The 21,775-nt window shown below is 43.4% G+C and carries 13 protein-coding genes; 8 read left to right on the top strand and 5 right to left on the bottom strand.

The features are described 5' to 3' along the window. Nucleotides 1-232: 232 nt before the first annotated feature. The 7 genes from A7D14_RS03830 to A7D14_RS03860 all read left to right on the top strand — a co-directional run bounded on the left by A7D14_RS03830 (nucleotide 233) and on the right by A7D14_RS03860 (nucleotide 12,253). Nucleotides 233-2,416, top strand: a complete 2,184-nt coding sequence (locus A7D14_RS03830; protein WP_067030164.1) for an alpha-glucuronidase family glycosyl hydrolase — start codon at nucleotides 233-235, stop codon at nucleotides 2,414-2,416. A gap of 16 nt (nucleotides 2,417-2,432) precedes the next feature. After that, nucleotides 2,433-3,173, top strand: coding sequence for an SDR family NAD(P)-dependent oxidoreductase (locus A7D14_RS03835; protein ID WP_067030167.1), 741 nt, complete (start codon nucleotides 2,433-2,435; stop codon nucleotides 3,171-3,173). A 26-nt stretch (nucleotides 3,174-3,199) separates the two neighbouring features. Next, nucleotides 3,200-4,360, top strand: coding sequence for a mannonate dehydratase (gene uxuA / locus A7D14_RS03840; RefSeq protein WP_218058502.1), 1,161 nt, complete (start codon nucleotides 3,200-3,202; stop codon nucleotides 4,358-4,360). Further along, nucleotides 4,360-5,517, top strand: coding sequence for an endo-1,4-beta-xylanase (locus A7D14_RS03845; RefSeq protein ID WP_067030170.1), 1,158 nt, complete (start codon nucleotides 4,360-4,362; stop codon nucleotides 5,515-5,517). The genes uxuA and A7D14_RS03845 overlap by 1 nt, the downstream gene beginning before the upstream one ends. 91 nt (nucleotides 5,518-5,608) lie before the next feature. Then, the gene (locus tag A7D14_RS03850; RefSeq protein WP_067030173.1) at nucleotides 5,609-8,299 is read left to right on the top strand and encodes a sialate O-acetylesterase; all 2,691 of its coding nucleotides are present in this window, start codon (nucleotides 5,609-5,611) and stop codon (nucleotides 8,297-8,299) included. A gap of 1 nt (nucleotide 8,300) precedes the next feature. Continuing rightward, entirely contained in the window at nucleotides 8,301-9,845 is a 1,545-nt protein-coding gene (locus A7D14_RS03855) for an acetylxylan esterase (protein ID WP_067030175.1), read from the top strand. A gap of 164 nt (nucleotides 9,846-10,009) precedes the next feature. Next, on the top strand, nucleotides 10,010-12,253 hold the full coding sequence (locus A7D14_RS03860; protein WP_067030178.1) for a CRTAC1 family protein: 2,244 nt from the start codon (nucleotides 10,010-10,012) through the stop codon (nucleotides 12,251-12,253). Here A7D14_RS03860 and A7D14_RS03865 read toward each other — a convergent pair. After that, a complete protein-coding gene (locus A7D14_RS03865; RefSeq protein WP_067030259.1) occupies nucleotides 12,250-15,540 on the bottom strand; it encodes a VCBS repeat-containing protein in 3,291 nt (1,096 codons plus the stop codon). The genes A7D14_RS03860 and A7D14_RS03865 overlap by 4 nt on opposite strands. Before the next feature lie 183 nt (nucleotides 15,541-15,723). Here A7D14_RS03865 and A7D14_RS03870 point away from each other — a divergent pair, with 183 nt between their 5' ends. Further along, complete coding sequence (locus tag A7D14_RS03870) at nucleotides 15,724-17,388, top strand: SGNH/GDSL hydrolase family protein (protein ID WP_067030181.1); 1,665 nt, start codon at nucleotides 15,724-15,726, stop codon at nucleotides 17,386-17,388. 15 nt (nucleotides 17,389-17,403) lie between these two features. On the opposite strand, the gene A7D14_RS03875 is transcribed toward A7D14_RS03870, so the two are convergent. The 4 genes from A7D14_RS03875 to A7D14_RS03885 all read right to left on the bottom strand — a co-directional run. After that, nucleotides 17,404-17,763 carry an SxtJ family membrane protein gene (locus A7D14_RS03875; RefSeq protein ID WP_067030184.1) on the bottom strand — a complete coding sequence of 120 codons (360 nt, stop codon included), beginning with the start codon at nucleotides 17,761-17,763 and terminating at the stop codon, nucleotides 17,404-17,406. Continuing rightward, nucleotides 17,763-17,912 carry a DUF5989 family protein gene (locus tag A7D14_RS20335; protein WP_255307381.1) on the bottom strand — a complete coding sequence of 50 codons (150 nt, stop codon included), beginning with the start codon at nucleotides 17,910-17,912 and terminating at the stop codon, nucleotides 17,763-17,765. Before A7D14_RS20335 ends, A7D14_RS03875 begins: the two co-directional genes overlap by 1 nt. Continuing rightward, nucleotides 17,913-19,706: a carbamoyltransferase gene (locus A7D14_RS03880; protein ID WP_067030187.1), complete on the bottom strand. Its 1,794-nt coding sequence runs from the start codon at nucleotides 19,704-19,706 to the stop codon at nucleotides 17,913-17,915. It abuts the gene before it with no gap. 178 nt (nucleotides 19,707-19,884) lie between these two features. Next, nucleotides 19,885-21,775, bottom strand: a 1,891-nt coding sequence (locus A7D14_RS03885) for a RagB/SusD family nutrient uptake outer membrane protein (RefSeq protein ID WP_409552659.1), incomplete at its 5' end; no start/stop codon positions are given.

A 21,775-nucleotide genomic window follows, 5' to 3' on the forward strand; every position in this document is an offset into this window, starting at 1 on the left:
GAAAGTCTTGAAGTCAAATCGGTTGTATGCTTGAATATTGATTTGAAAAACTTCATGGTTTGATTTTGATACGTATGGTTTTTATAAAATTGCTTTAAATTTCGTAAAAATATCGATTTTTGCAATCGATTGCGTTAAACATTTTGTTAATCTATGAATTTTTTACTTATTTTACTCGGTGCAATTGATTGATTTACCAATTAATCGATTTTTTTTTGTCAAATCCTAAACTATGAAACACTCCACAAAGTTGAAAATAACATATTTTTTTGGCATTTTCCTGTTTGTTTCCGTTACATCCTTTTCAATGTCAAACGGATACGAACTCTGGCTAAATTACAACAAGATTACCGATGAGGACGTATTAAAAGAATATCGCTCCAATATTCAAGCAGTTTCTTTGGTAGGAACCAGTGGCACCCATCTGGCCATAAAAAAAGAATTGCAGATGGGGCTTGAAGGATTGTTGGACACCAAAGTGGTTTTTGAAAACTATAATAATGGAACAGGCAACCAATTGATAGTTTCAACATACGATGACCTGCCCCAAGATTTTAGGAACATTGTTAAAGTAGAGGGCCTTACCAAAGAAGGGTATATCATCAAAACCGTGCAAATGGATGGCAAATCCTATGTTGTGGTGTCTTCAAAAGAAGATGTTGGTCTCCTTTATGGGAGCTTCCATTTTCTAAGATTGTTGAAGATGCACACTTCTCTAGCGAACATCGATATTACGGAAATACCCAAAGTGGATATTAGGGTGTTGAACCATTGGGACAATATGGATCGGACCGTTGAACGCGGTTACGCCGGGTTTTCCATATGGAATTGGCACACCTTGCCCGGTTACATTGACCAAAGGTATATAGATTATGCCCGCGCAAATGCTTCGGTGGGCATCAACGGAACAGTCCTGACCAATGTGAATGCCAATGCACTGATATTGACACCGCACTATCTGGAAAAGGTAAAAGCCTTGGCCGAAGTTTTTCGGCCGTATGGCATAAAAGTTTATTTAACGGCACGTTTCTCAGCACCGATTGAGATTGGAGGATTGGAGACCGCCGACCCCCTTGATCCAGATGTGATCCAGTGGTGGAAAGATAAAACCAAGGAAATTTACACCGTGATTCCAGATTTTGGCGGGTTTTTGGTAAAGGCCAATTCCGAAGGGCAGCCTGGGCCACAGAACTACGGCAGGAGCCATTTGGATGGGGCAAACCTTCTTGCCGATGCCTTGGAGCCCCATGGAGGATTGGTCATCTGGCGTGCTTTTGTCTATTCGGAGCATGACCCTACGGATAGGGCAAAACAGGCTTATTCTGAATTCATTCCAGAAGACGGTAAATTTAAGGACAATGTGTTGCTACAGGTTAAAAATGGAGCCATTGACTTTCAGCCCAGAGAGCCTTTTCATCCCATGTTCGGGGCCATGCCCAATACCCCTCTGATGATGGAATTTCAGATTACTAAGGAGTACTTGGGGTTTGCCACCCATTTGGCATTCTTGCCCAAACTCTATGAAGAAGTGTTGAAGTCGGATACCTATAGAAAGGGAAAGGGGTCATTGGTGGCCAAGGTGATAGATGGTTCTTTGGACAATAAAAAGCTTTCCGGTATGGCCGGAGTATCCAATGTGGGTACAGACATCAATTGGACGGGACATCCTTTTGGCCAGGCAGATTGGTATGGGTTTGGACGATTGGCCTGGGATCCTTACATGGATTCCGAAGCTATTGCCGATGAATGGCTCCGTGTCACCTTTACCAATGATGAAAAGTTTGTGGATCCCGTTAAAAAGATGATGATAGAATCCAGGGAGGCCGTTGTCAATTACATGAACCCGCTTGGATTGCACCATATTTTTGATACGGGGCACCATTACGGTCCCGGACCATGGGTGGGCAATCTTTCAAGGCCAGAATGGAATCCGGTGTATTACCACAAAGCAGACAGCGAGGGGGTAGGATTCGATAGAACAAAAACAGGCAGTGATGCACTGTCGCAATATGCCCCGGAAGTGGAAGAAATGTTCACACATCTGGAAACCTGCCCTGAAGAATACTTGTTGTGGTTTCATCATTTGCCATGGGACTATACCTTAAAAAATGGAAGGACCCTTTGGGATGGTTTGGGGTTGAAATATCAAGAAGGCGTAGATCAGGTTCGTGATATGATCAAGACCTGGAAGGCCATGGAACCCCACGTTGATGATTTGCGTCATCATCAGGTTTCCATGCTATTGGAGATACAGCTAAAAGAGGCCATATGGTGGAAAGATGCTTGCATGCTTTACTTCCAGACCTTCTCAAACATGGATTTTCCTAAGGAAATGGAGGCCCCAGAACACACATTGGAATATTATAAATCATTGAAATTTCCATACGCACCGGGTATCCGGCCAAGATGGAATTAATCTTATAAACACATTAATGGACAAAAAAGTAGCCATAGTAACCGGAGGTAATTCGGGATTGGGTTTGGCAACCGCAAAGAAGTTTTGCGATAACGGAATAAAAACTTACATCATTGGCAGGACAAAGGACCGGACAGAAGAAGCTTGTAAACAACTAGGAGAAAATGCCGTCCCGGTGATTTTTGATTTGACCCACCTTGAAGGCATTCCCGGAATGGTCGAGGATATTTTTAAAAAAGAAGGGCATATTGATGTTTTGGTGAACAATGCCGGAATCAATCTAAAGAAAGAATTTATCGAAGTAACCGATGCCGAATTCGAGCAAATCATCAAAACCAATGTGTTCAGTGTATTTGCCATTAGCCGGGAAGTGGTCAAAAAAATGAAGGAGACCGGAGGGGGTAGCATTGTGAACATCAGTTCCATGGCGGCCCAGTACGGTATGCCCAAAGTGATCGCCTATTCAGCCAGTAAAACGGCCATTGAGGGGATGACCCGCGCCATGGCGGTGGATTTGGCCCAATATAACATTAGGACCAACTGTATTGCGCCTGGTTTCATAAAAACCAAAATGACGGCCAAGGCACTCGACTCCGACCCACCCCGTAAAGAAAAAGTGTTCTCAAGAACCCCAATGGGGAAAATGGGAATGCCAGAGGATATAGCCGATGCAGTTTATTTCCTCGCTTCGGATGAGGCCAAATTTGTTACAGGAACCGTTCTCCCAGTTGACGGTGGAAATAGTATAGGATTTTGAGCATGAATGCCAACGATATGATGAAAATGCAACAGACCATGCGGTGGTATGGTCCCCATGATGCCATTACATTGGCTGATATTCGGCAGTGTGGGGTCACCGGAATTGTTACGGCCCTACATCAAATACCCGTTGGTGAAGTTTGGGAAGTCGAGGATATCAAAGAAAGGCAACAAATCATTCGTGATGAGGGATTGGAGTGGACTGTGATTGAAAGCCTGCCCGTTCATGAAGACATCAAACGAAAGGGAGGCGATTATCAAAAATATATCGCTAACTATAAAAAGAGTTTGGAGAACATCGCCCAATGTGGTCTAAAGGTGGTTGCATACAATTTTATGCCCATTTTGGATTGGGTGCGAACAGACCATGCCTATCAGAACATTGATGGGACCAAGGCACTTTTGTTTGATGAAAGGGCCTTTATCTATTTTGATGTGTTCCTGTTGCAAAGGCCAGGGGCAGAATCGGACTATTCAAAAGAAAAATTGGATGAGGCTAGGGCTTACGGGAACACCTTGGGTGAAGTAGACCGACAAAAATTGTACAAAAATGTGCTTTTGGGCCTCCCCGGCAGTGATGAAAGTTTCACCAAGGAAAAAGTGTTGGAATTGTTGGGAGACTACAAAGGAATCAATGATGATGACCTGAGAAAGAACCTGATTCATTTTTTATCGGAAGTGGCTCCAGTGGCTGAGAAATTGGGGATTCAATTGGCCATCCATCCAGATGACCCACCATTTTCGGTATTGGGCTTGCCCCGGGTCGTATCCACCGAAGATGACCTTGATTCCATTTTTAAGGCAGTGCCCACCAACGCCAATGGGCTTTGTTATTGTACAGGGTCGTTGGGCGCAAATCCGAACAACAACCTTCTTCGGATCATTGAACAACATGGAGACCGTATCCATTTTTTGCATTTAAGAAATGTAAAGCGGGAGGAGGGCAAACGGTTTAGGGAGTCCGAACACCTCAATGGGGACAATCCCATGGAAGCCATTGTGGAACAGCTTTTATTGTTGATGCAGAGGAACAAAAAAAATCTTCCCATGCGACCCGATCATGGCTTTTTGCATTCTTTTGAGCGGGAAGAAAAATATCCCGGGTATTCCTTGATCGGCAGGTTGAAAGGTTTGGCCGAGATCAGGGGATTGGAGCAAGGAATCGCCTATAAACTAAACAAATAATGAAGATTGTAAAGGGTTCAATCATATTGATTTTTGGGCTGCTCACTGGTTGCAGTTCTGGAAGCGATGATGGTGGTGGCCCTAGTGATAACCCTGATTCTGGTGCCACGGATGATGATGTGCCCGCAGAAGATCCATTTTTGTACGATGCCACCGACAATTTGAAGGATGTTGCAAGCTTTCCCGTTGGAAACATTGTTTCGGCAAGTAAACTGGCATCCACATCGGGGGACAACACAACTTTCAAACAGATTTTGAACCAGGAATACAATAGCATAACGGCTGAAAACGACATGAAAATGGCCAATATCTTCACTGGTGCCGACACCTATGATTTTAGTGATGGCGATGCCATTGTGGCCTATGCCAAGGAAAATGGGTTGAAGGTACATGGCCATGCATTGATTTGGCATCAATCCATACCTGGTTGGTTGAACAGTTTTGCAGGCACTGATGATGAATTTGAAGCCCAAATAGAGGGATATGTAAAAGCAACGGTGGCCCATTTTGCTGAAGCAAAAGATGATGGAGGAAATCCAATAGTGGCCTCTTGGGATGTGGTCAACGAATATTTTGACGGGTCTTCAATACGAAGCACACTTTTTACCCAACGCATGGGCAACGATTACCACAAGAAGGTTTTTCAATGGGCCAGGGAGGCCGACCCAGATGTGAGACTGTTCTATAATGATTACAATATTGCAGGTGAAGTGGGTAAAAGAAATGCCATCATCAGTATGGTAAACGATTTTGAGGCCAATACTATTCCCATTGATGGTATTGGTATGCAAATGCACCTGAACCATGACTGGCCTTCTTCGGATTTGCCCATTTCCATCCAAGATATAGCCAATACAGGTCTGCTGGTACATATATCGGAGTTGGATGTAAAGGTCAATTATAATGATGATATCACATCGTTTACAGAAGAAAGGGCCATTGCCCAGGAATTCCAATACCAAAGAGCAGGGTACTATTATACCACTATTGTGCCACCGGCACAGCAATTTGGATTGACCTTATGGGGTTTTAGAGATCAGGACAGTTGGCTGTATGATGGTGGCTCGGATTGGCCCTTACTGTATGATAATGATTTTAATACGAAGATTTCCCACAGGGGATTGGTGGCAGGCCTAAACGGGGAAGATCCAGAATAAAACAAATAACTATGCAAAAATCAAAAGACCATGATGGAGTTTTTATACATTTTCATCATGGTTTTTTGTTTTTGAAACCAAAAAGAACCGTATGAAAATTAGTAAGCAGTCATTGCTCTTGGCATGTTTCATGATTTCTGTTTTGGGGAATGCCCAAATTAAACTTCCCAGACTCATAAGTGATGGTGTGGTATTGCAGCGAGACGACAAAATCAAGATTTGGGGATGGGCATCACCCAATGAAAAAGTGGAGATGTCCCTCAAGGGAAAAACGTATAAAACCACTGCCGACCAAAGTGGAAATTGGTCCATTCAATTGGCTCCACAAAAAGCCGGGGGTCCCTACAGCATAACGTTCAAAGGAAAGAATGAGGTTGCGGTAAAGGATGTTCTTTTTGGGGATGTTTGGCTCGGTGCCGGGCAGTCCAACATGGTCACGCCCATAGAGCGGGTCAAGGAAAAATACCCAGATGAGGTGGCCAACGCCAACTATCCGGAAATTCGGAATTTCTTTATCCCAACCCTAAAAAGTGTAACCGGACCGGAGAAAGATTTGCCTTCCGGGGAATGGAAACCAGCTGTGACCGGAGATATTATGCAAATGGGGGCGGTCACCTATTTTTTTGCCAAAGACCTCTATGAAAAGTATCATGTTCCCATCGGAATCATCAATGCAAGTGTAGGGGGTACGCCCATCGAGTCTTGGATCAGCGAAGATGGTTTTAAGGAATTTCCCAAGGATTTGGCAACCATCCAAAAGAACAAGGACGAAGACTATACCAGTCAATTCACCACAAGGCCAGCATCTGCGGATGTTCAACCCGAAGTCAAGGACAAGGGTCTGACAGCTTCTACCAAATGGTATGAAAATGCATATCAACCCAAAGGGTGGAACAATTATTACATCCCCGGATTCTGGGAAGATCAAGGCTTGAGAAACTTGAACGGGGTGGTTTGGTTCCGAAGGGAATTGGAAATTCCTGATGCTTTGGTAGGGGCCGAAGCCAAGCTTTTTATGGGCCGGATTGTGGATGCCGATGAGGTATATGTCAATGGCACCAAAATAGGGAACATTACCTATCAATACCCGCCACGGAGATATACGGTGCCCAAAGGTGTACTGAAGAAGGGCAAAAACTTGATTGTGGTGCGGGTCACCAATTCTGGGGGCAAAGGAGGCTTTGTTCCTGATAAAAATTATGAACTCACGGCAAATGGTATCAGTGTTGATCTAAAGGGTGAATGGCAGTACAAGGTTGGAGAGGTCTTTAAACCTATTCAAAGAGGTAGAAGAGGGGGATTCAACCAATTTTGGGAACAAAACCAACCCACAGCACTGTATAATGCCATGGTGGCTCCATTGACCAATATGTCGGTTAAAGGAATGTTGTGGTACCAAGGCGAATCCAATACGGGAAACCCAAAACCATACGAGGATTATTTAAAAGCGTTGGTCAAGGATTGGAGGGATCAATTCAATGCACCCAACGCCCCTTTTTTATGGGTGCAATTGGCCAATTTTCAAGATGTGGATTACCTCCCTACGGAGAGCAACTGGGCAGAACTCCGTTTTTCCCAGTTTAAGGCACTTTCGGTACCCAATACGGCCATGGCCGTTGCCATAGATTTGGGGGAATGGAATGATATCCATCCGCTGAACAAGGAAGATGTGGGCAAACGCTTGGCTCTGGGGGCCTTAAAATTGGCGTATGGGGAAGATGTGGTGCATTCCGGACCCATTTTCAAATCATCAAAAATTCAGGGGAGTAAAATAATGTTGCATTTTGATTCCGTGGGCAGCGGATTGGTTTCCATTGATGAGGAACCGTTGCATCGATTTGAAATTGCCGGGGAAGACCAAGAATTTGTGTGGGCCAATGCCCAAATAGTGGGAAACACGGTTGTGGTGGAAAGCGATGAGGTGCCCAATCCCGCTTATGTGCGCTATGCCTGGGCTGATAATCCAAGGGGAGCCAATCTCTACAATAACGAAGGATTGCCCGCATCACCCTTTCAAAATTTTGATGAGGAAGAACTGAACAAATTGCCTTGGCAAGGTAAAAAAGCTGCTGTTATCCTAACGTATGATGATGCCTTGAACGTGCATTTGGACAATGTGGTCCCATTGTTGGATTCACTGAACTTGAAGGGAACCTTCTATGTGTCCACCTATTCCGAAGCCTTCCGAAATCGCTTAAGGGATTGGAAGAGCATTACCTGGAATGGCCACGAATTGGCCAACCATACCATTTTTCACCCCTGTATTGGGAAGGAAAGCAGACCGTGGGTAAATGAAAATTACGATATGGCCACCTACACCGTTGAACGAATGGTGGATGAAATCAAAATCAACAATACCCTTTTGGAAGCTTTGGACGGCAAAAAAGAAAGAACCTTTGCGTATACCTGTGGAGATTTCACTGTAAACGGGGATGACTTTTTCATTGATGAACTCAAAGATGAACTACTGGCGGCCCGTGCAGTACGCTCTGAAATGCACACCATTGATGAGGTGGATATTTACAGTATGGACAGCTATGCCATTGTGGATGCCAGTGGTGAGGAAATGATTGAAATGGTGAAAAAGGCTGTTGAGACCAATTCGCTGCTTATCTTTCTTTTTCACGGTGTAGGAGGGGAGCATTCCATGAACGTATCCTTAAAAGCCCACAAAGAATTATTGGAATACCTAAAACAACATGATGGTGAAGTGTGGACCGCACCGCTCATTGATGTTGTAAAAAATATAAAAACATATCAATCCCAGACAAAAGCAAAATAACATGAAAGCATCCTATCACATTCTATTGATTTGTGTGTTAACCAGTTTTTATGGGAACGCCCAATTTTTTCTGACTCAAGAAGAGCGGGACAGCATCAATCGATATGGGAGAATAAACCATGAGAATATGATGGCGCAATTGGGCATCACAGCTTTAAGGCCGGGGCCAAGTGGAGACCCCACAGCGCCCAATGCAGCAAATTATGATGAATCCATCGCCAATCCTTGCCCAGAATTACCAGAGGTGTTGGTGACCAATACGGGGAAGAAAGTAAAGGATGCAGATGATTGGTGGAATGTGCGCCGCCCAGAAATTGTGGAGGATTTTGAACGAGAGGTGTATGGTCGACTTCCAGAGAACATTCCAGACGTTACATGGACGGTAAAAGTGGAGGACAAGGAGTTTGTCCGTAGGACACCCGTCATTGCAAAACAACTTGTAGGGCATGTGGACAATGGTTCCTATCCTTCCATCAATGTGGATATAAACGCCATGTTGGTGGTCCCCGCCAATGTAGAGGGGCCGGTTCCTGTGTTGATCATGTTCGGGCGGCCCTCGTTTCCTGCACCGGCACAACCCTCTCAGGAGGATATGGAAACCATCAATACATCCTTTAAAGATATGATGATAAAACATGATCCCAAACTAAAGGCCATCTTTGACAAATATCCAGCCTATAGCCCAATTACAAGATTGCCTGGACCGAATTTTTGGGAACCCTTGCCTGAAGGCGACCTTCCGTCAACCGAGCAATTGTTGAATGCGGGTTGGGGCTATGTCACTTTGGACCCCTCCAGCATACAAGCCGATAATTCTGCAGGTCTTACCAGTGGCATCATTGGTTTGGTGAACAAAGGGCAGCACCGTAAACCAGATGATTGGGGGGCGTTACGAGCATGGGCTTGGGGAGCCGCACGCACCTTGGATTATTTGGAGACTGACCCTTTGGTGGATGCCACCAAAGTAGGAATCGAAGGCGTATCCCGATATGGGAAGGCCGCCTTGGTCACCCTTGCCTTTGAAAAAAGGTTTGCCGTTGGCTTGATAGGTTCTTCCGGGAAAGGAGGAGCTACGCTCCATAGGAGGGTGTTTGGCGAAGCCGTTGAAAGCCTTACCGGGTCAGGGGAAAGTCATTGGATGGCCGGAAACTATTTGAAATATGGGGCCGCCAAAGCTGGTTTTGGCAGTAAAACAGGATGTGATCTTCCGGTGGATTCCCATCAATTGATCGCGCTTTGTGCACCAAGGCCCACTTTTATCAGTTATGGCATTCCCGAGCAAGGAGACGCACTTTGGCTGGATCAAAAAGGAAGTTATATGGCGACCATCGCTGCTGGGGGAGTGTTTAAACTATTGGGGGCGAAGGATCTTGGCGTTTCCAATGACTATTTAAAGGAAGAAATGCCACCACATAACACAAGCATGATGGATGGAGAGTTGGCATGGCGCCAACATGATGGCGGACATACGGATTGGCCCAACATGAAATATTTTATCCCCTGGGCCAACAAGTTTTTGGACTATCAAAAAGCACCGGCTGAATAACAGGGATGCGCTGGTTGGCACCCTTGTTCTTTGTCATCTAGGGTATTTGGTCGCAGTAGAAGGAAATCATCAACTTATGGCCAAAAAAATGCCGCATAAGGCTACAATTCTATTAAGGTATGCTCTCTTTTATTAAAAATAGATTTTTACAAACACCATTTTTAATGGCATTTTTGTTTTTGAGTTGCCTAGACTCAAACAAGAAAAATGATTCAGGCACAGTAGGTGAGACCAATTCCTTTCCCGAAGAAAATAACAGTTCCACACAGGAGATGATCGATGACATCCAGCAAAGAATTGCAGCGATCAATGTAGAAAGTGTCCCCTATATTTTTAATAACAGAAAAGTGGCCCTTTTAGAGCAAAAGCTGGTAACAGCACAGGGAAATGAACAATTAAACCTACTGTTCACCTATAGTCTGGAATTGCTAAACGCGGGTAAAACGGATGAATCCATTGTAGTCTTGACCCAAGTATTGCAGGTTGTTGAAAGTCAAAATGTACAGTCAAAGGAAGAGTTGGTCTTTTTTATAAAAAAACAGCTGGCCATTGCGTATATGCGAAAAGCCGAACAGGACAATTGCATTGCAAACCATACCAATGAATCGTGTATCATTCCCATAAGCCCAAAAGCCCAACATGTTATTAGGGAAGGGGCACAGCAATCCATAGCTTTACTTAAGGAATTACTTGTTTTGAACCCAGATGATCTGGAATGTCAATATGTATTGAACATTGCAAATATGACTTTGGGCCAGTACCCCCAAGAGGTGCCCGGTAAATTTAGGATTCCTGAGTCGCACTTTTCCAATTCGGCAAGTTTTCCCCATTTTTCTGACATTGCCATGGATTTGGGGGTGGATGTCAACCAGTTGTCCGGTGGAACCTGTGTGGATGATTTTAATGGCGATGGCTATTTAGACATCATAGCATCTTCCTGGGGCCTAAATGACCAAATCAAGTATTTCGAGAATGATAAAAAAGGCGGTTTCACAGATAAAACCGAAGATGCCGGATTGGAAGGGGTCACCGGTGGACTGAATTTAAGGCATGCCGACTATGACAATGACGGCCATATGGATTTTGTGATTCTACGGGGTGCTTGGTTGTCCGTTTTCGGAAGTATCCCCAATTCCTTGATGCGAAACAACGGGGATGGCACCTTTACCGATGTCACCAAAGCCTCAGGATTGTATTCCCTAAACCCAACTCAAACTGCGGTTTGGACGGATGTTAATCTGGATGGATGGCTCGATTTGTTCATTGCCAATGAATGGTCCGAAGCAAAGCAAAGCTATTGTGAGTTGTTTTTAAACAATGGGGATGGCACATTCAAAAACGTGGCTAAAGAGGCTGGAATAACTGTTCCGGGTTTTTTTAAAGGGGTGGCAAGCGGTGATGTTAACAATGACCTATACCCCGATCTGTATTTATCTGATTATGATGGCTTGAACACTTTGTACATCAACACCACCAAGGAAACCGGGAAACCTTCTTTTACAATTGCAGATAAAAGTGCTGGGGTTGCCGAACCGAAATTGAGCTTCCCCACTTGGTTTTTTGATTATAACAATGATGGTTTTGAGGATATTTTTGTTTCGGGCTACTCTTCTTCGGAGGTACTGCCATCGGAGATGCTGCTCCGAAATTTGAAGGCCAACACTTCTGAATACAGGCCCCTTTTATATCAAAATAATGGAGATAACACCTTTACGGAAGTATCCTTAAAAGCCAATTTAACAGAACCTGTTGCCACAATGGGCTGTAATTTTGGCGACTTGGACAATGATGGCTTTTTGGACTTTTATTTGGCAACGGGCGACCCTGATTTTTTCTCCATCGTACCCAACAAAATGTACCGAAATGTGAACGGTAAAAATTTTGAAGATGTTACCTACAGTGGTGGTTTTGGGCACATTCAAAAAGGACATGCCATCGGTTTTGGGGACATGGACATGGATGGGGACCAAGATATTTACGCCGTGATGGGCGGCGCTGTGGAAGGTGATGTTTTCCGAAACTTACTTTTTGAAAACCCCATGGGCAATGAAAATAATTGGATCAATATGGTTTTGGAAGGAAAACGGAGCAACCGTTCTGCCATTGGGGCCAAAATCATCATAACCATTGAAGAGGGTCAAAAAGAACGAAAAATATACAATACCGTCGATTCAGGGGCGAGTTTTGGGGGCAACAGCCTCATGGCCGAAATTGGGTTGGGAAAAGCTGATATTATAAAAGAAATAGAAATTAAATGGCCCCATCATACCAAACCGGTTTCCATTTTTGAAAAGGTTGAGGTGAATCAAACCATTAAAATCGTTGAGGGAGGAGAAATTCAGCAGCTAGACCTTCCCAAATTTTCATTTAAAAATGAAATGTCGGGCCATCAACATCATTCGCCCTAGTTAATTTTAAAAATGGTCAGTGGTCTATCATTATTTGCTATCAACAAATAAGGTTCGTTTTTAATGGTTACCAGCTTCATTGCCTTAGCGTTTAGATCGTTATAAAAATTTACGTCTTTGTAGGGCTTAAAACCACCTTTGGAATCGCCCAACACTACATAACCAATGTTTGAATCGTAGCGCACGGTTTCCACTTCAGCTTCATGTATGGCACCCGCACCAATGACATCCATGTTTCCATCTTGGTTGACATCCGTAAACACAAAAGACAGTGTAGGGCCCAACTGGGCATAGTTTGGCAGCTGTTTTATTTCAAAAGTTCCACTTCCTTTGTTTTCCAAATACGCCGACTTGAACTCAACGACCTGCTTGTGATATGAATTCTCCAGCACGTTTTTCCCATAAATATCCTCCAAAGTGGAATTGGCAAATTCTTTGTACGACTTGATCTTTTCGCTTACAAAAGGGTTTTGTTGTGTGGAACATTCCTTGCCCCTCACCGGCACCAGATTACCTTGGTAATTCTTGCTGAGGAACATATCATAATTGCCATCATCACCCAGATTGGTGCCATATACATGGAGTGGTTTTTCGGGAGACGGATGAAACTTATTGTTCCCGCCTAAATTCCCAACAAAATAATCGAGGTCACCATCTTGGTCAAAGTCAATTTCAGCGATGGTGTTCCACCAACCACTGGTTTGCTCAAGACCTTTTGGGTCGGTTTGGGTAAAAATGCCATCAGCATTATTAAGAACGGTTAAGGGCATCCACTTCCCGACGACCATCAAATCCCTATCCCCATCTTGGTCGTAATCAGATAATAGAAAATCAGAGATAATTCCCAGATTTTTGAAATCTGGAGCAACCGATTCCGTAGCAACAACAAATTGAGTGCCCGTATTTTCCAAAACATAGGATGTGGAAGGCAATGGATATTTACCGGGCACCGTAGTGCCGCCCACAAACAAATCCATATCCCCATCGGCATCAAAGTCAAAGGATTGAACAGCCTTGGTATTGGATATGAACCTTGGCAGTTTATTGGAACGTGTAAAATTTCCATTCCCATCGTTGATGTACAATCTATCTTGCAGCAAAGGGTCACGTTCATCCAACTCATAGCTGCCGCTGGCCACATACAGATCTAAATCGTCGTCATTGTCGGCATCAAAAAAGTGCGCGCCTACATCCTCATACATCTTATCATTTTCAAAAATGGATTGGTTCAGCTGATCAAATGCACCGCTTGAATTCTGGAGATACACTTGGGCGGGTTGGTTCAATGCCCCTCCCAAAAACAAATCGTCCAAACCATCATTGTTGATGTCGGCAATAGCAAAAGCCGGGCCTTTTTCGGATTGTTTTTGAGGTAAAAGTACTTGACGGGAAAAATCATTGAATTCATTCTCTTCGTGTCTGTAGCGAATGCCCAAATCTTCTGGATGTATCCTCTTGAAGTTATTTGAAAAAGCATATTCGGATTCAGTTGTTTTGGGTTTGGATTCGGTTTGGTTGAAGGTGAGTATTTGATTTGCAGCAACGTTTTCATCCACAGACATGCGCCCATCACCCCAAACAACTTCTATTCTTTTGATATTGGTTTCCTCCCCAATACCAAAATTCAGAGTGGGCGAAACTGAAGATTGGTACCCTCTGGATAAGAACAGCTCCTGATATTGCGTGGTCTTATCGGTGTAAATGGTAACCTTGGCCCCAATGGCGTTGACGTTGCGCTCATTTCCCATCAATTTAACAGATAGAAAGTTGTTGGTTGCATTGTTTTGGTAAATGCTGGCCTCATCATCAAGATTGTTCATGACCAAATCCAAATCCCCATCATTATCCAAATCGGCGTAGGCTGCGCCATTGGAATTTACGGTTTGATCAAACCCCCAAGTTGATGTTGCCTTGGAGAATGCCAATTCCCCATCATTTTTAAACGCATAATTTTTGAGCTTTTCGGATGGCATTCTATTCAAAATCTGCTGAATGGACATGTTTTTGACAGCCTCTTGTTCCGTGTCCAGGAAATTTCCAAAATCCTGGTTTGCAATCTCGCGTTTAATGCCGTTGGTAATAAAAATATCCTTAAGGCCATCGCAGTCAAAATCGGCAATAAGGGGCCCCCAACTCCAATCTGTTTTTGATACGCCTGCCAATTGGGCAATATCACTAAAATACCCGTTTCCATTGTTCAAGTTGAGCATATTGGACATGTAGGGATAATGATAACCAGCCCCAACGATCCACCAAAACCCACTGGTGTTCATGCTGGGCATGTTCTGTTTGCCTCTACTATGGTCTTCTGCGGACATGTCCAAGACCATCAAATCGGGCAATAGGTCATTGTTGATATCAGCAATGTCAGACCCCATGCTACTGTAGGAAATATGTTTTAACCGCTGATCTATTTGATTGGAAAATGTACCGTTTTTGTTGTTGATGTAGAGTTTGTCCGGGGTGATGAAATCGTTGGCCACAAAAACATCCAACCAACCATCATTGTTATAATCACCAATAGCGGCACTTAAACTGAATTCCTTGTTCATGAGTCCACTGTTGATGGTCACATCGGTAAACTTGTTTCCATCATTCCTATATAAATGATCGGAGGTTTGCGGATAAAACTCCTTGTCGTTCAGAATGACCTCAAGATCGATGGAATTGCGGAAATCGACCCGATGGTTGATGAGGTACATGTCCAGATCACCATCTTTATCATAATCAAAAAAATAGGATTGGGTAGAAAACCCATCGTCATCCAGCCCCCATTTTTTGGCCTCTTCCTTAAAAGTTCCATCTTTTTGATTGACATAAAGTTTATTGTTACGAAGTGCATTGTTGTTCAACGAGGCAGATTTGCATACATAAATGTCCATCCATCCATCATTGTTGATATCGATCATGGTTGCTCCGGTACTCCATCCTTCGGCATCTGCAACATTGGCTTTTTCCGTAATGTCCTCAAATTTAAAGTCTCCCTTGTTTATATATAATTTATTGGATTGTTGGTTGGAGGTAAAATAGAGGTCATCAAATCCATCGTTATTGACATCTCCAACAGCCACCCCACCGCCATTATAGGTGTAGTAATAGTTCAGGACATTGAAGTCGGCCGTTTCCGTTATTTCATTTTTAAAATGAACGTTGGTCTGCTCACTACGTAGTAGTGTGAAAAGAGTATCGCCTGTGGGTTCTTTCTTTTTGACTTCATTTACGGGATTGCAGGAAAACATTATGACGACACATAAAAGCATCGCTAAGATTCTAAGCGTATTCTTCATTTTTAGTAGCGGTTGGAATAGCATTTAATATACTGATTTTGTCTGTAAAAAAAGCATAATATTCCTTTTATGCAACCGATTGCAAAATAATCGTGGTAAAACGTATTTTTTAGTTACTTTGTCACATCATTTGTGCATAATCAATGTAAAATCAAGAGCTTCATAGAATAAAATCCACCCATTTTGAAGAAAAAGACGATTTTTAAAATTATTGCTGTTGGTCTTCCCCTATTTCTCATTTTACTGCTGGAGTTGATACTCAGATTATTTGGATATGGGGACAATTACCATCTGTTCAATAAAGTCATAGGTGAAAATGGGGTTGAGTATCTTGTTGTAAACTCCAATCTGTCCAAAAAATACTTTAAGGACACTGATTTTAAGGCAGATAATCAATCTGATTTGTTTCTGCGGCATAAAACCGACAGTACTTTTCGGGTGTTTGTCCAAGGAGCCTCAACCGTGGTGGGCTATCCATTTTACAGAGGGGCTTCCTTTCCAAGACTCTTGAAGCACCGACTCTCCCGAACTTTTCCCGAGATGAACATAGAAGTGGTCAATACTGGAATCACGGCGGTCAATTCGTATACCTTATGGGATGTAACTGACAAGATCATTGATCAAAAACCGGATTTGGTGATTATTTATGCCGGGCACAACGAGTATTATGGGGCTTTAGGAGTGGGGTCTTCAGCATCTGTTGGTAGTCACCCTGCATTGGTCAGGAGCTATCTGAAGCTCAAGAACCTTCGTTTTTTTCAGTTGCTCGAGAATGGGATTATGGGCTTGATGAAATCAGACCCTACAAACAAAAAGTCAGTTGCTGAAACGACCTTGATGGAGGTCATGGCCAAAGAGCAGGAAATCCCCTTAAATTCAGAGGCCTTTAACGCTGGAGTATCCCAATTTGAGGGTAATTTGAAACGAATTTTGGATAAATACAAACGTCAGGGAATACCGGTAATCCTTTCCACTTTGGTGTCCAATGAAAAGGATGTCAAACCTTTTATCAGTGATGATTTGGACAAAGTAAACTATGTTGAATCAATAGAAAAAAACAAACCAGAGGTCCGAGAATTGGCCCAAAAAAATGCAGATGGAGCCTACACTTTAGGGCACTATTATCTGGAAAAAGAGCCAGATTCCGCCAAAAAGTATCTACACCTTGCCAAAGAGCTGGACTTGTTGCGGTTTAGGGCTCCAGAGCAAATCAATGATGTCATCACTGAACTGGCCCAAGATCACAATCTACCTTTGGTAGACATGAAGAACATATTTGAGTCCAAGGTGCCTAATGGGATTCTAGGCGATGAATTGGTGGCCGAGCATGTGCATCCCAATGTGGAAGGTTATTTTGTAATGGCAGATGCGTTTTACGAGAAAATAAAAGACTTAAAGCTCTTGGAAGATTGGGATAATTACATTTCCTATGAGGAGGCTTTTGATGATATTCCAATGACCCAAATCGATTCAATAAAAGGGAAATTGGTTGTGGACATACTTAAAAAGTCGTGGCCCTATGATTTGGGCATGTCTGGAAAGAAGCCGGATTCCCATACCTATGTGACCCAAAATCCAACTTACGAGGAAGAAAAGGCGATCAGTCTGTACACCCATCAAGAACCATGGCAATATGTTATGACCCAAGCCTACAACAAATACAAAGAAGACGGGGACTATAAAAACGCACTTAAAGTGGCGCAGACCTTAATATTTGAGTTCCCGGAACAATATAAAGTGTATGAAATGGCTGGGGAAATGTGTCGTAAACTACAGGACGAAGCCTATGCCGATTACTATTTTGCGAAAAGCAGGTACCTGAAGAACATGAAGGCTTCACCGGAGTAAACCTAGTTTGGGAATTTACCAAGGGTTATCGATATCCTTGCTAGAGTAATGATGGTTGCGATGATGAAAATAGGTATTTCCGGTATTTTTACGCCGAATGTGATTACTTCCGAACAAACGCTGCAATAGAGCCAAGGGAATCAAGATGAAATGGAAGATGATGAACATCAGCACAAAATTCATCACCAGACCCAGATAGTGTGAAAATGCAAGCCATACCTTGGCAATCTCCATTGAAATTCTTTTTGAAACGATACCAATGACCAAAAAAGCGATGGCAACATACTCCAGCCATTCCACATTCAGCCATAGGGAAATTATGAGCGATGCCAGCGCCAAAACAAGAATGGTTTCAAAAGCTTTTTCCCGAGTCATCAAAATAAGGTATAAATAAAAGGGGCCAGAGCCGAACTACTGGTCAGAAAAATAAGGACACCAAATAGCACAAATATGATGATCAGTGGCACCAACCACCACTTTTTGCGCTCCTTTAGAAATAGAAAGAATTCTTTTAAAAACTCCATTTACTTTTCAATTAGATAATTTTCCAAAACCAGAATATCCATACCTGAACCCATGAAACATTGGTAGGCATCTTCTGGAGTATTTACAATCGGCTGATCTTTCACATTAAAGCTTGTGTTGATGAGCACTCCGGTCCCTGTCAAATTTTTAAAGGTCTGTAGTAAACTCCAAAAGGTAGGGTTCACCTCCTTCTTAACCACCTGTACTCGGGCCGAATAGTCTATGTGGGTTATGGCGGGCAATTCAGATTTTGATGCCTTGCGCTTTTCTTCCAGACTAAGTTCGTCAAAATTTTTGGGTAAGGGTTTTCTTAGGGATTCCTTTACCGGATTTGTAAACAGCATATATGCTGAATGTTTACCAGGCTCAAAATAGGTATCATAATCTTCCTCACGGACTGCTGGAGCAAAGGGTCTAAAACTTTCCCTAAACTTGATTTTTAGGTTGAGCTTGGATTGCATTTCAGGGTCCGAGGGATCTGCCAAGATACTCCGATTGCCCAACGCCCTTGGCCCAAATTCCGTTCGGCCCCGGAACCATCCCACTACTTTTTTATGGGCTAAATGATTCGCTACCGTATCCAATAGCTCCTCCATGGATTCATAATAGTGATAGGTGGATTTATGCTTTCGCAACGTCCTCTCAATTTCTTGATGGGAGGCAGAAGGACCCAGATAAGGATTGAAAGGTTTCTCAAGTCCCATGAAGGTCGCCTGCTTTAAGTAAGCCGCGGCCAAGGCTGCTCCAATGGCCCCTCCTGCATCGCCCGCAGCGGGTTGCACATAGATATCTTTGAAAATAGTCTCTTTGAATAAAACCGAGTTCGCCACACAATTAAGGGCAACCCCACCGGCCAAGCACAAATATTCTGCTTGGGTTTCCTTTTTAATGTGAAGGGCCAGCTTAAGGACGATTTCTTCCAAAACCTTTTGTGCAGCGAAGGCCAAGTCGGCATGTATTTGTGTTAAGGGTTCATCGGTTCTTTTTTTGAACCCGAAAAGTATCTCCCATTTTTTTGGGTTTACCATTCGTAGGCCAACGGGATATTCAAAATAGTCTTTATTTAGTTTGATGGAACCATCCGCTTTGATGTCCACCAATTTTTCTTTGATGATGCCCATGAAACGCTGTACTGTTTCCGATTTATGATTACTATACGGTGCAAGCCCCATCATTTTGTATTCGCCAGAGTTTACCTTAAATCCCAAAAAATACGTGAAAGAAGAATAGAAAAGTCCGAGTGAGTCTGGAAAATGGAGTTCTCCGAACACTTCAATCCCTTCTTTGCCTGAAGCCAACCCATATGAGGTCGTGGTCCACTCACCAACCCCATCAATGGTTAAAAATGCACTTTTAGCGAAAGGAGAGGTGTAAAAAGCACTGGCTGCATGGGACAAGTGGTGCTCAGGAAATACAATGCGAATTTTTTGGGCATGTGGCCCCCCGATTTTTTTCAGTTGTTTTCGGATTACCTGTTTTGTAAACAGTTTTTCCTTTAACCAAATGGGCATGGCCATGGCAAATGATCTAAAGCCCTTTGGCGCAAATGCGTAATACGTTTCTAAAAGCCGTTCAAACTTTAGGAAGGGCTTGTCATAGAATGCTACGTAATCGAGGTCTTCGAGAGCATATCCAGATTCTGTAAGACAATATCTTATGGCTTCTTCTGGAAAGGAGGCGTCATTTTTTATTCTTGAAAACCGTTCTTCTTGGGCGGCATACACTACTTTCCCATCCACAATTAAAGCGGCGGCGGAGTCGTGATAGTATGCTGAAATGCCCAGTATCTTCATTTAACTAAAGGTATTCAATTCAATAAGAAAGATTTCATATGTTCACTGAATTCTGTCTGTATTGATGGTTGCGCACTACCCTTGGTAATCAAAAGAGGCTGTCTATCATGACAGCCTCTTTCTTACGCAACTTAACTAACTCAAACTAACTATGCGAAGATTATCTAATGGATTATCCTTAATAACCTGGGTTTTGATATGCGGCTTTTTCAGCTTCTGACATATCCAAATCATTGATTTGGCTTTGAGGAATTGGCCTTAAGTAATGATGGTCCTGTATGGTTCTGGTAAATGTTTGAGGAGAATGGTCTGTTGCGTCATTGCCGGCAATGGAATAGGAGGCGGCAATTTCAGCCCATTTCTGGGTTCTTACCAAATCGAACCATCTCAAACCTTCACCAAAATATTCCCGTGACCGTTCTGCCAAAATATAATCAATGTCAATGGTCATAGGGGTGGCAGCCATCATAGCCGCGCTATTGTCCTCAATGCGCTCTTCTTGTTCGCCGTTGTCAAAACGCCACTTACCGGCACGTGCGCGAAGCACATTGACCAATTCCCTGGCACTCATTGCTCCAGATGCTCCTTTTACGGCAGCCTCAGCAGCAACTAGATAAAACTCTGAAAATTTGGCAACAGGGAACGGACGGGACAATGCCCCATTGGGGGAACCCAAGCCGCCCATATTATCGGTTCTATAGGTCCCGAGCTTCCATAAGCCAGGGTAAAACCTACGGTTTATTTCATTGAGGTTGATGACATAATCCGATCTTCCAGGGATTTCTCCACCCCCAATATTGCCACCGTTTACGCTATAATCCACATTGGGGTCATATTCATCCAAGAATGAAATAACAGCATCACCGGGGAAAATTTCAAGACCATTGGCCCCTGTTAAGGAAGGTGTATCATCCCCTGCGACGTCCCAATTTCCTCTATAACTACTGACAAAAGTACCATCATAACGGGAATCCAGATCTTTTTCAGCAAAGGTTTCTTCAAATACGTTTATAGAAGGAGCCATACGGGTCCAAGGTCTTCCTAAGCTCTGGTCTGCTTCCCGCTGTACCGCAGCAACACCATCCACACTTATGGTAGTATAGTTGGACGTAACCATCCAAACAGAGGTGTTGGCACTGCCACCTGTACCACTCCATCCTAAATCTGCTCCATTGTAGATGGGGCTTTCTTCGGTGCGATCGGCATATAGCATCATTTCACTGTTTCGGTCGTTGGACCCTAAGTGAACATCATAGAAGTACTCCTGTAAAGCGTATGGACCTGGATTATTGATTCCAGCTAAAGCAATGTTATACGCCTGTTGGAAATACCATTGCGAATCACGTCCATCTGGATCCGTTCTTGGTGTATCTGGGTAGGTAGGGATGTTGTTGGGATTTTCCAACCACCATCCATAGGTCAGATATGCCTTTGCCAAAAATAATCTGGCCACATTTTTGGTGACTGTTCCTGTCAATCGGGGATTTTCAGGCAAATCATTGACAGCTTCCACTAGGTCTGGGAATATACCTTTGGTATATACTTCGGGAACAGTGTTCCGAACAGAGGTCCTAACCACGGATGTATTAAAAGCCAATTCCCCTGAACCCAAATCCAATGGTACACCCCCATAGGTCTGTACCAATAAGAAGTAATAAAAGGAACGGAAGAACCTTGCTTCGGCTACCACGGAAGGGTTTATGCCAACAGCGGCTGCATTTTCAATAATTCCACTAGCGGTATTGATGGAAGGGTATACTGTGTTCCAAATAACGCTCGTGGTATAGGTGTCTGCAATAATATCACCACCTACACCGGATAGATCCGCATCCAGAAAGTTGTTATCGGCACTTTGCCCATAGGTATACTCATCTGTTCCTGTTTCAAGCGAATTATAATGATACGGCTGACCGTATAAGTATCTTAATCTCTCATACAAAGAGGTAATACCTCCTTGAACCCCCAATTCAGTCTGGAAAAAATCTGGCGTAAAAGAACTTCTAGGGGTTTCTTCCAAGACAAAATCTTCTGTACACGAACCCAAAAGCAGAGTCCCTACAAATAGTAAA

It is taken from the genome of Allomuricauda sp. CP2A, assembly GCF_001683915.1.
In the GTDB taxonomy this organism is placed as follows: Bacteria; Bacteroidota; Bacteroidia; order Flavobacteriales; family Flavobacteriaceae; genus Flagellimonas.

What these genes read in the sequence shown, in the direction of transcription:
- A7D14_RS03845 (WP_067030170.1), top strand. Translation starts at nt 4,360, where the DNA reads ATGAAGATTGTAAAGGGTTCAATCATATTGATTTTTGGGCTGCTCACT.
- A7D14_RS03850 (WP_067030173.1), top strand. Translation starts at nt 5,609, where the DNA reads ATGAAAATTAGTAAGCAGTCATTGCTCTTGGCATGTTTCATGATTTCT.
- A7D14_RS03830 (WP_067030164.1), top strand. Translation starts at nt 233, where the DNA reads ATGAAACACTCCACAAAGTTGAAAATAACATATTTTTTTGGCATTTTC.
- uxuA (WP_218058502.1), top strand. Translation starts at nt 3,200, where the DNA reads ATGCAACAGACCATGCGGTGGTATGGTCCCCATGATGCCATTACATTG.
- A7D14_RS03880 (WP_067030187.1), bottom strand. Translation starts at nt 19,706, where the DNA reads ATGAAGATACTGGGCATTTCAGCATACTATCACGACTCCGCCGCCGCT.
- A7D14_RS03855 (WP_067030175.1), top strand. Translation starts at nt 8,301, where the DNA reads ATGAAAGCATCCTATCACATTCTATTGATTTGTGTGTTAACCAGTTTT.
- A7D14_RS03860 (WP_067030178.1), top strand. Translation starts at nt 10,010, where the DNA reads ATGGCATTTTTGTTTTTGAGTTGCCTAGACTCAAACAAGAAAAATGAT.
- A7D14_RS03835 (WP_067030167.1), top strand. Translation starts at nt 2,433, where the DNA reads ATGGACAAAAAAGTAGCCATAGTAACCGGAGGTAATTCGGGATTGGGT.
- A7D14_RS03875 (WP_067030184.1), bottom strand. Translation starts at nt 17,763, where the DNA reads ATGACTCGGGAAAAAGCTTTTGAAACCATTCTTGTTTTGGCGCTGGCA.
- A7D14_RS03865 (WP_067030259.1), bottom strand. Translation starts at nt 15,540, where the DNA reads ATGAAGAATACGCTTAGAATCTTAGCGATGCTTTTATGTGTCGTCATA.
- A7D14_RS20335 (WP_255307381.1), bottom strand. Translation starts at nt 17,912, where the DNA reads ATGGAGTTTTTAAAAGAATTCTTTCTATTTCTAAAGGAGCGCAAAAAG.